Source organism: Chryseobacterium sp. DZ-32, assembly GCF_059587025.1.
In genome coordinates this window covers 1-15,410 of sequence record NZ_JCAIOM010000015.1, presented here as the reverse complement: position 1 = coordinate 15,410, position 15,410 = coordinate 1, and the positions used below count along the sequence as shown (strand labels likewise).

The following is a 15,410-nucleotide window of genomic DNA, read 5'->3' as shown; positions in this document are numbered from 1 at the left end:
TTGAAAGCAATTCACAACTCATGTTCAAACGACCGAGACGAGGAGGCAGCTGTGACTAATCACGAAGATAATAATTTTTGAAAGCAATTCACAACCAGTAATTAATCCTTTCATTTATGCAGTTTGCTGTGACTAATCACGAAGATAATAATTTTTGAAAGCAATTCACAACACTATATGTATTATCTTCGACCAAAGTTCCGCTGTGACTAATCACGAAGATAATAATTTTTGAAAGCAATTCACAACAGAACGCTTTTGCTATGTATTACAAGTTTGGCTGTGACTAATCACGAAGATAATAATTTTTGAAAGCAATTCACAACTAGTGCAGATATCTGTCTAAAATTTTTTCAGCTGTGACTAATCACGAAGATAATAATTTTTGAAAGCAATTCACAACGCTCTGAGAAGCGTCCTGAAATAGTGTGAAGCTGTGACTAATCACGAAGATAATAATTTTTGAAAGCAATTCACAACTTTGTTTTTATCTCTAACTGTTTCATGGTTGCTGTGACTAATCACGAAGATAATAATTTTTGAAAGCAATTCACAACGATAAAAAACAAACCCTTTACGGCCTTAACGCTGTGACTAATCACGAAGATAATAATTTTTGAAAGCAATTCACAACTAGTTAGCTCTTTTGGAGTTTTTATTCCAGGCTGTGACTAATCACGAAGATAGTGATTTTTGAAAGCAGTTCACAACCATGCCTTTTCCAACGTCTGAATATCTGGTGCTGTGGCTAATCACGAAGGTGATAATTTTGAAAGCAATTTACAACTTCTCTTGGTGACTCATAGCTAGTTTTATTGCTGTAACTAATCACTAAGATAATAATTTTGAAAGCAATTCACAACGTTCGTTAAATCATACCGGTTCCTGGCGATGCTGTGATTAATCACGAAGGTAATAATTTTTTGAAAGCAATTCACAACGTCGTTTTCGATTCGGATTAATCTCTTTTCGCTGTGACTAACCACGAAGGTAATAATTTTTGAAAGCAATTCACAACAACGAATTCGTTACGCAAAATATTTCCAATGCTGTGACTAATCACTAAGATAATAAAGATTGAATGCAATTCACAACAGTCCTCCGCATGGGGTCTTTGTGCTCTAAGCTGTGACTAATCACGAAGATAATATTTATTGAAAGCAATTTGACTGATCACGAATGTAATAATTTTCGAAAGCAATTCACAACTTAGTTGATTTGGTATTGTGGGTTTCCGTAGCTGTGACTGATCTCGAAGATAATAATTTTTGAAAGCAATCCACAACAGTAAATTTACGATAATTCGTGTAGTTAAAACTGTGACTGATCACGAATATAACAATTTTTAAAAGCAATTCACACCAATCGAGTTGTAACTGTTTCATAATTTAGTGCTGTGACTGATCACGAAGATAATATTTTTTGAAAGCAATTCACAACTAAATCAAAAAGCTACACTTTGGTTAGTTTGCTGTGACTGGTCACGAAGGAATAATTTTTGAAGGCAATTCGCAACTGATAAACTGGTCTTCCGGAAGGTTGAAGAGCTGTGATTAATCACGAAGGTAATAATTTTGAAAGCAATTCACAACACATGGTCTCTTTTAGTTCAGTCCAGGTTTGCTGTGATTAATCACGGAGGTAATAATTTTTGAAAGCAATTCACAACGTTGTGTTTGTGATTTGAATCCGGTAAATGGCTGTGACTAATCACGAAGATAATAATTTATGAAGGCAATTCACAACTCCATGGAAAAACATGGAAGAAATAGAAAGAGCTGAGACTAATCACAAAGATAATAATTTTGAAAGCAGTTCACAATTGGGGTTAACAAACAATGGATGAAATGCCGGTTGTGACTAATCACGAAGATAGTAAATTTTGAAAGCAATTCACAACTACTTCCGTATTGACGAATTGTAATCCAATGTTGTGACTAATCACGAAGATAGTAAATTTTGAAAGCAATTCACAACTGTATCGCCTGTAGGTGATAATAAAACACTGCTGTGACCAATCACTAAAGTAATAATTTTCGAAAGCAATTCACAACCATTTCCGTGAGAACTTCACTCAAAGGCACTTGTAACTAATCACTAAGGTAACAATTTTTTGAGAACAACTCACAGCCATGAGCCTCATTACTTCCGGGAATTAAATGCTGTGACTAATCACTAAGGTAATAATTTTTGAAAACAATTCACAGATAACTACTAATATGTTTCCCCATTGGTTTGGCTATGACTACAAGAAGATACTAATTCTCGAAAGCAATTCACAATTTATTTGATAGTCTAGGTTCATGATTGAAAGCTGTGATTAATCACTAAGGTAATGATTTTTGAAAGCAATTCACAACTTAACAGCACATATACCAATGAAACAAGCGCTGTGACTAATTACTAAGATAATAAATTTTGGAAGCAATTCATATCTATGCAATGTATCGTGAAAGGTTTTAGGCTGTTGTAAGTGGTTGGAAAGATAGTAATTTTTGCAATTCATAATCGTTTATCCATTACTATTGCCATTGTTATTTCCAATGTAGCTCCTTTCAATTATATTTTTGAGTTATGTCTCAAATAACTAGTTTCTTAGCTATATCCAATGATATGGTTTATCCTTACGATTGATATAGCAGTGCATATCCTCTTTTTTAAGTTCGGGGAAAAATTCTATAGCTTTATCAATTGCATAATTTGGAAGGAAATGGATTTCGTCACGAATTGCTTTGACTACTTTTTCGTAAGTATAAAATTCTACAATTCTATCAATGTCGTTTTGATTGCCACGTTCAACAATACGGGCAATAATTGACTTATAGGCTTTATCTAGATCCATCTCATCTAAATCAAAATCCCAAAAAAATGAAGGATCAATATCAAAACTTGGTCTTTTTTTATTTCCTGTTTTCATAGTATAAATTTACTGAATAATAGTGATATATAAAAGTTTAATGCTTGAATCCACGTCTCTTTTGTTTATTATTTTGCTCTTTGATTTCAGTAAATTTAAGTAATGGGTTATGTACTGACTTTTTTAATCTCTCCTCTATCTTTTGCCAGGTTATATCTTTACTTTTTATCATCTTTACTTGTACATTCCTATCGATATTGTCGTGATGTAGTAAACTTAATGCAGCAAGTGAGGGATTTCCTCCGTATTTTTTTTGATAAAAATCAAGATAAGTCTTAAGGGAATTATGTTCTAATAGAAAATGCATATCAACGAAATCTTTAATTCTGCTTCCATCTTGAAATATAGCGTGAAGTTTCATAGCGCCTATATCCTCAAGGGATGCCAGCCTAATGTCTTCTTTTGTTATTATTCTAGGTAATTGCCATGGATACTGATGGGCAAGGATATCGACCTTGATTTCAGATATTTTCAAAAGTAATGTGTTTTCAAATGTATTTTTAATTTCTACAGGATAGTTATTCGAAAGATAGTTTAGGACAGACTTCTCATTAAATGGTTTAGTTGTAAACAGATCAATATCAATACTTAAACGATGGCCAAGCATTAGACTGAGTGCGGTACCACCTACCAGGGTAAAGTCCTTTAGTCTTTCTTCTTTCATTAGTTTTTGAAGAAGTTCCCACATTTCCTTACTGACAGTTTCTTTATGTAGCATATTTCATTTTTCAGAAAATTAAATCTGCAAATGATGTATACCTTTACAATGGCGTTGCAAGGAACTATTTGGCTTTGATTATCAATGAAAGCTAAATTATCAGCCTTTTATTGATGGAGATATTAGTAAGTGGAATTACAATTTTTTTCTGTTGGCAGTTAGTATCTGCATAATGATACAGTCCACTTAAATTTTGACATAGTTTGTTCTTCTAATTGGCTCTTATAATTCTAAGAAGTCCGCCTTTTAGTTGGATACCTTAAAATCTACAATATGTAGATGGCTTGATTTGTACTTTTTAAAAGCTTAATGCGAACCAGCTTTATAAAAAGGAATGCTTCTAAAATTATGTTTTTAAGAAAGGATATATTACCTATTAAAATGCGTGCGATTTTACAACTACACGGAGAAGTTAGGAGCTCATTCGCAACTTTGAAAGTCCTTACGTCCTAACAAAGTTGCTACTTCGCTCTGTGAGACTTTTGAATTGGTAAGAAATTTTGATTTGGTCTACGAATATGATTTTAATTTGTAATTCTGTTTTTTATGAGGCTTTTCGTATTTGTTTTTCATCTTTTCAAATTCATTATTAATACGACAAGTTTTGTCGTTTAAACCTTATATTTTTGTGAAATAAGTATAATTTGATGTTTTTAAAAATATAATTGTTTTCTTTTAAATGCGAATGTCTATTGTTTCTTAAAAAATGTTAAATTTGCTGCATTATTAAAAAAACTAATTATCAACTCAAAAAAAACACGGGAATGAAAAAGATCTATCTCAGTGCATTTATCTTATGTACAGCCCTGGGTATCCATGCCCAGGAAGTGGTGTGGCAGAAAGATATAAAGTCCTCAGCCCAGGATTTTTTAAGCCAGATCACTACGACAATTGACGGACAGTATCTTATTACGGGAAGCAGCATTCAAACTGATAAGCTTCAACAAAACAGCAGACAAAACAATGGTTATGACTTTCACCTGATTAAATTAAATCAACAGGGAGGACAGGTTTTTGAGAAGTATTTTGCCGGAAACAATCACGACTATTTATCTTCAACGGTTACTACTCAGGACGGTGGGTTTCTGATTTCTGGAACTTCATATTCAGGAAAGGGGTTGGATAAAAAGGAGGATTCTAAAGGTGGCTCCGACATTTGGTTAATTAGAATCAATGAATTTGGAGATGAATTATGGCAGAAAACCCTAGGAAACTCATCAGATGAAGAAGCAAGATCTGTGATTCAGACTACAGATCAGGGATTCATGGTTGCTGGAAGTGTACAAAATTCCTCTAAAGGTTATGGGTCAAAAGATGTTCTGATCATTAGATTAGACAAGGACGGAAAAACACTATCTGAACAAACATTAGGAGGGCGAGGTTTAGATGAAGTAGAAAAGATGGTCCCTACCCGTGATGGCGGAGCTTTATTAGGCATCTATTCCAGAAGCTGTGTAAGTGGTTCTAAGAAAACTGAAAACTTCGGCGAAGGCGATTACTGGATTGTAAAGCTTGACAAAAACGGAAAAGTGGAATGGGAAAAGAATTTTGGAGGAAAAGGAGATGATCATATCAGAACCCTTGCATTAACTTCAACTGGCTTTATCATTGCTGGAGAATCCAGATCAGAAAGATCAGGCAATAAAACAGTAGGTCTAGAAGAAGGAACAGACCTTTGGCTGATTGCTTTAAATGAAAGAGGAGATGAACAGTGGCAGAAGTCTTACAATTTGGGTAACAGGGATATCCTGATGGGTATTAGCGTTCTTCATTCAGCAGATGATAAATCTTCAAAGGGAATCTTATTGGGAGGCTATACGCAGGCTGAAGGAAGAATTGAAACTGATGATGAAACCTTCTGGATGCTATACCTTGACCAGAATGGAAATGAGCAGTGGAGAAAACATATAAAAGGAGAATCCAGGCAAAAAGAAGAGAGACTTTCAGACCTAAAGCTAAACAGAGACGGTTCTATTATTCTGGCGGGAACCAGCGCAGAAGAGTTTGGTAAAGAGAACTGGAAAATTGTGAAACTGGGAGATAAACAGGTTGATCAGTTAATTGAAAAATATGATATCAAGATATACCCAAATCCTGTATCAGATTATGCTTATGTAGAAATGGGCTTTGATTTTAAAGACGCTGATATTCTGCTGTATGACATGAGTGGAAGACAACTTCAGAGTATTAAAACCAAAAACAGAGTGACTAAGATAAATACCCAGGCTTTGGTTCAGGCAGCTTATCTGGTGACTATAAAAACTGATTCTGGTAAAACTGCAAATGCAAAACTTATTAAAAAATAAACACGAATGAAAAAAATATTGATAATAATAGCGCTAACGGTAAATATTTTACTTTTTTCGCAAAGTTCGCAGAAGCAAACAATTCCATATATCCCCAAAGTATCGTCCCCTGAAGTTTACAATTTGGAATTATATGGTAATTATCCTGTTGATCCTTCAACAGGTGTTCCTAAAATTGATATACCATTGTATATAATTAAAAGTGGAAGTTTATCATTGCCAATCTCACTTTCATATCATGCTAGTGGTATTAAGCTAAACCAAGAAGCTTCTTCAGTAGGGTTAGGATGGGTGCTAAACGCAGGAGGAATGATATTTCGTAATTTACAAGATATTCCTGATGATAAACCAAATGGCTTCTTAACAGGTGGAAATTCTATACCTGTATATAATGATATAAATCAACTTAGCAGTAGCAGTACTCTACTCGGAACGATTGGTAATAATTCAACCATTAAAAGATATTATAATTTTAATGAATATGAAGAAGGAAGTGGAAATTCTTCTTTTCATCAAGATAAGACTCCAGATCAATTTAATATCTCGACGAATGTGGGACTTTCTGGGGCATTTTATATAAATAATGAGGGGAAAGTTGTGAGTGCAGAATTTGATCCTCAAAAGATAGACGCAGTATTTGGGATCGGGAGTATTATTGTGAAAGACGAAAAAGGGACTATCTATAGATTTGGAAAAAGCCTTGAAAATAAAGATAATTGGGAAACGGTGTGGGACACTAAAATGCGAAGTGAAACTGATGGAAATACAAGTTATGATGCTCAGCCGTCACTATATACTTCTTCGTGGTATCTTTCCGAAATTATATCTGCTGATAAAAAAGACACTATTAATATTGAATATGTAAAGTACAGATCAAAAACATATAGAACATTTTCCTCTGAAAATAAGATCCGTATGATCGATAATGTTGGAGGTGTACCTACAGGTAGTAAACAATATTTAGAAACTGAAGTAGATGTTTTGGTTATGGATAAGCTAAAATATAATGATGGATATGTAGAATTTATCAGAAATGAAGATCGTCAAGATGTTTATCCACTAAATAATCGTCCACCGAGAATTTCAGGTTTAATAGTATATAATAAGCAAAACAAATTAATTAACAAAATAATTTTTGATAATAATGATTACTTTGAAAGACCGAAGATTACGGATGTTAATTATTGGTTTATGGATTTTTATAAAAAAAGTCTAAAACTAAATTCAGTAAAGTTTTATGACCAACAAAATGATCTAATAAATCAATTCAAATTTGGATATGATTATAGTTCTCCTCTACCGGCAAGAGAATCAACTTATGGAATAGATTATTGGGGATACTATAATGGAAAAAATAATAACACAACTTTACTACCTACAGTGTTATTTGATAATGCATTATTTGAAAATTTATTTTCACCTGATGCCTTAATTAAAGGAACGTTAACTAACGAAAATCGTCAGGCAAACTTTAATTATATGAAATCGGGAGTGCTTAATAAGATTACCTATCCTACAGGTGGTTCAACAACATATGAATATGAACCAAATTATTTTTTAACAAAACAACAGGAGCTAGGATTGGGAGTTTTTCAGGCAGGAGCAAGTGCATATGCGTTAAAATCTAGTTCTGGTTGTACTGATGAATCAGGACTCATTGCTTCACCTCATACCATAAAAGAATATCAAATTACGCAACAGCCTCTAGGAACAGTAAATTTCGCGATCATGTTATCAGGACACTACAGTTTAGGACAACCTTTAACAGCAACAATAACTGTTGATGGTGAAACAAAAACAGTAACTCATGGACCAACTGGATCCAATAATATTAAAACTGAGTCAATGACATTTTTTATTCATCAAGGCTCTCACATTAAAATTGATTTAGATACCAAAAATGCAACAGGTCCATCAAGTGGAAGCCCATGTAATAGTCCGTTTATATCTGTTTCAGGTACATATAAATATTATGCTCCTGTACCTCCCGAAAGTATTCAACCTACACAGGCTGGAGGATTAAGAATTAAAAATATTATTAATACGGATAGTAACAATACAGTTTTGTCAAAAAAATCATATGATTATGGTTCTAAAAAAGTTAATAATATTGGTATTGGAAAAATATTAACTAACCCTTTTGATTTTGACAATTTCTATAACAGGAAAACAAGAGTAATTATGGGAAATATTACTCACGTAAGATTGATGAATATTATTAGTTCAAACCCCATGGTAGAAATATCTCATAGTAATGGATCGCCTGTATTTTATGACAAGGTGACTGAATATATTGTAGATAATGAACAGGAAAATAATAAACTTGGGAAAATAGAATATTATTATAAAGAAAAAGATGTAGATAAAATATATACAACTAACATATTTATTCCGTATCCAAGATATATTTATCCTGAATGGAAAAAAACGAATCTTATTGAGACTATTTCATACAAAAAAGAAGGAACTAATTATATTCCTGTTAAAAAAGAGGAAAATTTTTATGAAAAGTTTATTGAAAATAGAATCAGGACGGTTAATGTATTTGAACAAGATAATGAATCTAATGTGGGAATAATTAATGGTGGTAATTATGAACAAAATCCAGAAAGGTTCTATTATTTTAATGATTACGTATCAATAGGACGAGTAGCATTAACAAGTAAAAAAATTACAGATTATATGTATGGAAGTCAAACAGATTCCTTAACTACAAAAATCAGTTATCTTTATAGTAATCCTCAACATTATCAATTAACAAAAGAAATTATTACTTCTGCCGATAATATTTTAATCGAAAAAGATTATGCATATGCCCACGAAAAAGCTAATCAAAAGTTGATCAATGCCAATATGGTAGGTGTTCCATTGGAAACAGCGGTAAAGAAAAATGACAAAACCATCAGTAAATCTGAAATAAAATATGATAATCCATTGAATTTGTTCCCAAGTTCTGTCTTATCTACCGATTTGCAAAATAATCAATATACAGAAGTCACTTATGACAAATATGATACTAAAGGCAATCTGCAGCAATATACTACAAAAGCAGGTGTTCCTGTCACAATAATTTGGGGATATAATGAAACTCAGCCTATTGCAAAGATTGAAGGTGCAACATATGATCAGGTTTCGGGATTGATATCTGCAATTATCTCAGCATCCGATTCTGATGCTCAGGCTTTATCAAATAATGATGAAACGTCACTTTTATCAGTACTAAATACATTTAGAAATAGTTTACCAAACTATCTGATTACCACTTATACTTATGATCCATTGATTGGGGTGCGAAGTATTACGCCATCGTCAGGAATCAGGGAGAATTATCTCTATGATTCAGCAGGCAGACTTCAGAAAGTAGTAGATGTAAATGGTCAGGTTGTAAAAGAGATGAAATACAATTATAAAAACTAAAACTGATGAAAAAAATAAAAATTCAGATAGGAGTATTACTCCTATCCAACTTAACATATGCCCAGCTCACTACACTTCCTAATACTGAAAATTATGTTCAGTCCAAAACTTATCTGGACTATAATGGTACTTCAGTTATAAAATCTTCAGAAACTGTACAGTATTTTGACGGTTTGGGAAGACCCAAACAAATCGTCAATGTAAAGGCCTCTCCGCTAGGACGAGATGTTGTTACTCCCATCAAATACGATGCGTTCGGAAGACAGGTTCAGGACTACCTTCCTGTTCCCCAGGGGGGAACTCTCAATGGAGCCATTACTCCTGATCCATTATCAAATGTAAGCAGTACCCCTTATGGAACAGAGAAAATCTATTCAGAGAAGATTCTTGAGAATTCACCCTTAGACCGTATTTTAAGCCAGAAACAAGTTGGAAACGCTTGGGGTAATAAGCCTGTACAATTTGGATATGATGCCAATGCAGATGGTGAGGTTAAAAAATACACTGCCACTTTTAGCTATACCAATTTTGAATCAAAACTAATATTATCAGGCTCCTATGGAATAGGGCAGTTGTATAAAAATACGGTTACTGATGAAGACGGCAACTCAACCATTGAGTTCAAAAATGGACAAGGCCAGGTTGTATTGGTCAGAAAAGTAATCAGTGCTACAGAAAATGCTGATACCTACTATGTTTACAATGATTATAACCAACTGTCTTATGTGATTCCTCCCAAAGCTTCAGTACAAGCAGATCCCAATACTGTTCTTAATAATTTATGTTACCAGTATAAATATGATGGGAGAAACCGCCTGGTAGAAAAGAAACTTCCCGGCAAAGGCTGGGAATATATGGTGTATAATAAAGCTGATCAGCTTATCCTGACCCAGGATACAGTTCTTAAAGATAAAGGGCAATGGCTCTTTACTAAATATGATCAGTTTGGAAGAACCGTTTACACGGGAATCACAAATAATCCTGCCAGCAGGGCGTCAATGCAAAACAGTATTAATGCCAATGCTAATTTATATGAAACCAGGACTGCTACAGCAGGATGGACCTTAAATGGCATGCCCGTATATTATACTAAACTTTCGACTCCTACCGGTGTTACTCAGGTCTTAAGTGTTAATTATTATGATAACTATCCTGTATATAGTTTTAATCCGGCATTCCCTTCAACGATCCAGGGAGAACCTGTACTTTCCGGAACGCCTACAGCGGATGGAAGAAGTACTAAAGGACTTCCTGTGATGAGCTTTGTAAAGAATATTGAAGATGATAACTGGACAAAAAACTACACTTATTATGATCAAAAGGGGAGGGTTATTGGAACTCATTCCATCAATCATTTAGGAGGCTATACCAGAGCAGAATCTGAGCTGGATTTTACAGGAACACCCAAGAAAACAATTACGAATCATAAGAGATTAGCCAGTGAGCCGGGAGTTACTATTACGGAACGTTTTGAATACGATAATCAGAACAGATTATTGGTTCATAAGCATCAGGTAGATGATAACCCAGAACAGATTCTTACAGAAAACAGTTATAATGAACTAGCTCAACTTACCAACAAAAAAGTAGGGAATAATCTGCAAAGTATTGATTATACCTATAATATAAGAGGGTGGATGACGGATATTAATAAAGGACAGATGTCAGCTCCTGATTTAGGCGGAAAATTATTTTCCTATAAAATCAAATACAATGAAATGACAGGGATAGAAAATCCCGATTCGACTTTGTTTTCTGGTAAAAACGTAAAGCCAAAGTACAACGGGAATATTGCAGAAGTTGACTGGAGAGCCGTAGAATCTATAGGAGCCAATCCGCCTTTGGAGCCTAAAAGATATGGTTATGCATATGATGCCTTGAACAGATTGACAGCAGGATATTATCAAAACCCTATGAATCGTTATAGTAAAGAGCATACAGAATCCTTGACCTATGATCTGAATGGAAATATTACAAACCTTTACAGAACTTCTGCGGTAGAAGGAAATAATACAGCTGCTACCGTCATTGATGAGCTGGAATATATTTATGGACCCAATAATCTAACCAATCAGGTATCTGTGATTAAAGACCATAAGAACAATCCTTCAGGATATGAGGGTGGAGGAGGAACGATTCAGTATGATATCAATGGAAATATGTGGCAGATGCCGGATAAAAACATCACCAAAATCACCTACAACCATCTGAACATGCCCAATAGAATAGAGTATGGAACTTTAGGGCTTTCGGGAATGCATAATTACCTGTACCGAGCAGATGGAGTTAAGATTCAGAAAAAACTTCCCAAAAGTGAATGTGGGATTATCAATTGTTATACGATAACCGGTATCACAGATTACCTTGATGGATTTCAATATTATCATAATGAATCCGATAACAACGGTGGAGGTGGTATTGATGAACTCCGTATGATCTCCGAAAAGTTGAAATATGCTTATGAACAGCAGGCTTACAGTGTAGAAAATGGAATTGTTACCGCGGAGAACCAGCAATTGAATACTCCTTTAGGAATAACAACAGTTAAGACTCCTCAGCTTATGTTTTTTCCTACGGCAGAAGGATTTTATGATTACGGGAAAGATCAGTATATTTACCAATATAAGGATCATTTGGGAAATACAAGGATAAGTTTCGCCAGAAACAGCGCAGGAGCTCTTGAAGTCACAGATTCTAATGATTATTATCCATTTGGGATGAACCATCTGAAGACTGGAAATGCGTTCTTTGGATCTGGTAGTTATAAGAATTACAAGTATCAAGGACAAGAGCTGCAGGAGACTGGTTTTTATAGTTTTAAGTGGAGAAATTACATGCCGGATGTAGGAAGGTTCTTTAATATAGATCCGCTCGCAGAAGAATATCCCACATGGGCTCCTTATGTATTTAGCGGAAATAGAGTTATTGATTCTAGAGAACTTGAAGGACTAGAACCATATTCTGTACATAAATCATATCAAGAAGCTTCAGAAAACTTTGGAAGTCAGTATAATAATATGTCAATCAGGATGAATGGAGAAATTGGCACTAGATTTTATAAAGGTACAAACTCTAATGGAACTTATTATTCATATACGAAGCCTATATCAGCTGGTCCAAACTCAGGAGCTGTAAATTCTAATCTTGCCGATGATCCTCCAAAAGGTACAGTTCAGGTTGGAATAGGACATACACATGGCGAGGGTGATGAAGTAGATTTAGGTAATGGTTATTATAGTCCTGGACAAGATAGACCTTCGGATTATGGCTCAGAAATGGGAGATATTTCAGAATCCATAAAGGCATCTAAAGAAAATCCAAATTTTGAAGGTGATATAGTAATAACTCCAGGAGGTTATGGATTTATATATGGACCTGGAACGAAAAATGGCACAGATGTAAATAAAATGAGACCAGATTTTAATAACATGCCAAAAGATCCAAATTTAAAGAAAAATCCAACTAATAAGAATACTGAAAAAATAACACCTGTTATACTTCCAACTGGAGAAACAGAAGATAATTATATTCAACAACCAAAAAATAACTATAACCCTTAAAATGAAAAAGCAAATTATAATATTATTGTTAAGCTTTTTTTTCATAAATATATATGGGAAAAGCGTTGCTGTCAAACACACAACTAAAAATATAACTGTTCATATATCTTGCTTTTCTTATAGAGAAGAGATCAATAACGGGATTATAATTGGTGAATACGCAAAAGAGTTGTCCAAAAAGTATAATTATACAGATTCTATAGAAATCTTTCTTGAAATGATCCCAAGCAAGCAAACTGAATATTCTTTTCTTCCTAAAAAAAATATTTTTTTACATGTGCAAGCTAATAAGTTTAACTTATTAGAAAACCTTAAACTCATCGAATTTGCTATCCTAAATAAAAATAAAATTTGTAGCAAAATAGATTTTAACAAAATATTAAAAAGTTCAAACTCTAATCAAATAGATGATGTATTAATGTTATTAATTGAACGACCGAATAAAGTTAAGCAATTAGAGAATACTTCTGATTTTTCTTATTATATTCAAAACAATCAATATTATATTTATAAAAAAACAACTAAAGAAATATTATTTAATAGTCCTACTGTTTATCTATTTAAAACAATAGCATATTCAAGACCTTTAATCTTTATTAGCAATCATGAGTTTTATTATAAAAACTTAAATGGCGAGCTAAAATTCATGTCGTTTAGCAATGAGAATATATTATCTGAAGATAATTATCCACTTAAAGAATTTAATTATTTTGTTTTATTTAGTGTAGCGGGGAAAAGGAATAATAATTTAGCTATATTAAACTTAGAAAAGGATAAATTAATTGACAATTTAGAATGGTAAATTTATAAGTACCTCCCCCCTACCGCACGGTTGTATCCTGGGGCAGATAGTAAGTAACCTCATAAAATATGAGGTTACTTACAACTATAAGTACCAAGGATAAGAATTGCAAGATACTTGTTTCTATGGTTTTAAGTGGCGGAATTATATGCCGGATATAGGCAGGTTCTTTAATATTGATCCTTTGGCGGAAAAATTCCCTTATAACAGTACATATGCATTTGCAGAAAACAGAGTTGTTGACGGCAGAGAATTGGAAGGCTTAGAATGGGTATCAAGTAGAAACTTAGAAACCAAGACTGCAATTTACATCTTACATATAAGCCTGCAAATAATACCGTAGGAGTTCTTTCTAATGCACAAATGTCTGCATTACTTCAAGATCGTGAAGCTCAAATTGTATCATCCTTTGGAGAGAAAGATTCTGCTGGAAATCAAGTTAATATTACTTTCAGTCAGAGTGACAAATCTACTATGATCTGGGAATATAATACTGGTTATGATAAAAATAATGTTGATGATTTTAAAGGACAGAGTCAAGAGTTCTTTGATAATGCTACATATTTTACTAATGGAATGACAGATACTAATAACAATATACAGACAAATAGAACTCAGATTAATGTTTTTACTACAGAAGGACTTGGTGCTGATGAAAAAACAGGTCAATTAGCTTTTAATAATAAAAATATATCTGCTGTTGCTAAAACAGGTGCTCATGAAACAGGTCATACATTAGGAATAAAACATAATGATAAAACAACTTTAAAATCCTCTCCAGATAATTTAATGCGAGAAGGAGGTCCAGGTAAGAAAATAACTCCAGAACAAGGAACTAATGCTATTAAATTAGTAGAAGAACAACAACATTAGATCGTAAATTAAAATATAATAATGTGATGTATAAACTTTTTATTGTTTTTTTATTAAGTTCTCAAACTTTATTAAGTCAAGCAATTCAATGGTCAACGGATCGGAAGTTGGATTTTAAAGATTTTGCTCCTCCTACACATGAGGAAGATAATAGTACAGGTGCAGAATCATATATTGGAATAGATTATAAAATTGTTTCTAATTCCATATGGACTGGTAAGATCAAAATAAAAATAGATGCGATATTTTATCCTGAAAAATCATGGGTTAATAAAAAATATATTGCTAATAGTCATATCCTGAATCATGAACAAAAGCATTTTGACATTGCTCATGTATTTGCTGATAAACTTCAAAATATTATAAATAGCCAAATTAAAGGCACAAAAGATTATAATGATAATTTTCAAAAATTATACGACGAGAATTTTGTTGAGTATAGTGCTTTTCAGGTTAGGTATGACTTAGAGACTGAACATGGCGCAAATTTGGAACAGCAAAATAAATATAATGATATTATTGAGAGTATGGTAAATGATACATTAAATGAAAAAGAACATAAGAACAGAAAGTAAGGAAATAACAATAACCCTGGAGATCCTTTGAAAATATAAATTTTCAATTGGGTCCGAATTATTCTCTGTAAGAGAATAAAATAACACCCTTTATTTAGTATTTTATCTCAATACTCCGTTTGATGTCAATTTCATTTTTCACTAATACATAAATCCGTATCGATTTAGACTGCACCCAAAAGTTTAGACAAAATTAAACAATATTATTATATGAAAGAGTTCGGTACTCTACCGGACTCTTT

8 protein-coding genes and 1 CRISPR repeat array (1 of these 9 running past the window's edge) are annotated in these 15,410 nt (G+C 33.2%); of the genes, 6 read left to right on the top strand and 2 right to left on the bottom strand.

Going from position 1 to position 15,410, the window contains the following annotated elements; all coding sequences use genetic code 11:
- A CRISPR array of direct repeats spans positions 1 to 711; the repeat unit is 47 nt; unit sequence GCTGTGACTAATCACGAAGATAATAATTTTTGAAAGCAATTCACAAC (it extends 1,260 nt beyond the left edge of the window).
- Positions 712 to 2,599: 1,888 nt separating this feature from the next.
- Entirely contained in the window at positions 2,600 to 2,917 is a 318-nt protein-coding gene (locus tag AC59HC_RS16545) for a DUF6922 domain-containing protein (RefSeq protein ID WP_227941660.1), read from the bottom strand.
- A 37-nt stretch (positions 2,918 to 2,954) separates the two neighbouring features.
- Complete coding sequence (locus AC59HC_RS16540; RefSeq protein WP_227941659.1) at positions 2,955 to 3,635, bottom strand: nucleotidyl transferase AbiEii/AbiGii toxin family protein; 681 nt, start codon at positions 3,633 to 3,635, stop codon at positions 2,955 to 2,957.
- A 764-nt stretch (positions 3,636 to 4,399) separates the two neighbouring features.
- On the opposite strand from AC59HC_RS16540, the gene AC59HC_RS16535 reads away from it, so the two are divergent.
- The 6 genes from AC59HC_RS16535 to AC59HC_RS16510 all read left to right on the top strand — a co-directional run bounded on the left by AC59HC_RS16535 (position 4,400) and on the right by AC59HC_RS16510 (position 15,168).
- Positions 4,400 to 5,941, top strand: a complete 1,542-nt coding sequence (locus AC59HC_RS16535) for a T9SS type A sorting domain-containing protein (protein WP_227941658.1) — start codon at positions 4,400 to 4,402, stop codon at positions 5,939 to 5,941.
- Between the two features lie 6 nt (positions 5,942 to 5,947).
- A complete protein-coding gene (locus AC59HC_RS16530) occupies positions 5,948 to 9,358 on the top strand; it encodes a hypothetical protein (RefSeq protein WP_429815431.1) in 3,411 nt (1,136 codons plus the stop codon).
- A 5-nt stretch (positions 9,359 to 9,363) separates the two neighbouring features.
- The gene (locus AC59HC_RS16525; RefSeq protein ID WP_227941656.1) at positions 9,364 to 12,918 is read left to right on the top strand and encodes a DUF6443 domain-containing protein; all 3,555 of its coding nucleotides are present in this window, start codon (positions 9,364 to 9,366) and stop codon (positions 12,916 to 12,918) included.
- 1 nt (position 12,919) lies between these two features.
- Positions 12,920 to 13,720 (top strand): hypothetical protein, encoded by an 801-nt coding sequence (locus AC59HC_RS16520; protein WP_227941655.1) that lies wholly within the window; start codon positions 12,920 to 12,922, stop codon positions 13,718 to 13,720.
- A 363-nt stretch (positions 13,721 to 14,083) separates the two neighbouring features.
- Positions 14,084 to 14,593, top strand: coding sequence for a zinc metalloprotease (locus AC59HC_RS16515; protein ID WP_227941654.1), 510 nt, complete (start codon positions 14,084 to 14,086; stop codon positions 14,591 to 14,593).
- A gap of 26 nt (positions 14,594 to 14,619) precedes the next feature.
- Positions 14,620 to 15,168: a DUF922 domain-containing protein gene (locus AC59HC_RS16510; protein WP_496559015.1), complete on the top strand. Its 549-nt coding sequence runs from the start codon at positions 14,620 to 14,622 to the stop codon at positions 15,166 to 15,168.
- Positions 15,169 to 15,410: the final 242 nt, after the last annotated feature.

What these genes read in the sequence shown, in the direction of transcription:
- AC59HC_RS16510 (WP_496559015.1), top strand. Translation starts at nt 14,620, where the DNA reads ATGTATAAACTTTTTATTGTTTTTTTATTAAGTTCTCAAACTTTATTA.
- AC59HC_RS16535 (WP_227941658.1), top strand. Translation starts at nt 4,400, where the DNA reads ATGAAAAAGATCTATCTCAGTGCATTTATCTTATGTACAGCCCTGGGT.
- AC59HC_RS16545 (WP_227941660.1), bottom strand. Translation starts at nt 2,917, where the DNA reads ATGAAAACAGGAAATAAAAAAAGACCAAGTTTTGATATTGATCCTTCA.
- AC59HC_RS16540 (WP_227941659.1), bottom strand. Translation starts at nt 3,635, where the DNA reads ATGCTACATAAAGAAACTGTCAGTAAGGAAATGTGGGAACTTCTTCAA.
- AC59HC_RS16525 (WP_227941656.1), top strand. Translation starts at nt 9,364, where the DNA reads ATGAAAAAAATAAAAATTCAGATAGGAGTATTACTCCTATCCAACTTA.
- AC59HC_RS16515 (WP_227941654.1), top strand. Translation starts at nt 14,084, where the DNA reads ATGTCTGCATTACTTCAAGATCGTGAAGCTCAAATTGTATCATCCTTT.
- AC59HC_RS16520 (WP_227941655.1), top strand. Translation starts at nt 12,920, where the DNA reads ATGAAAAAGCAAATTATAATATTATTGTTAAGCTTTTTTTTCATAAAT.
- AC59HC_RS16530 (WP_429815431.1), top strand. Translation starts at nt 5,948, where the DNA reads ATGAAAAAAATATTGATAATAATAGCGCTAACGGTAAATATTTTACTT.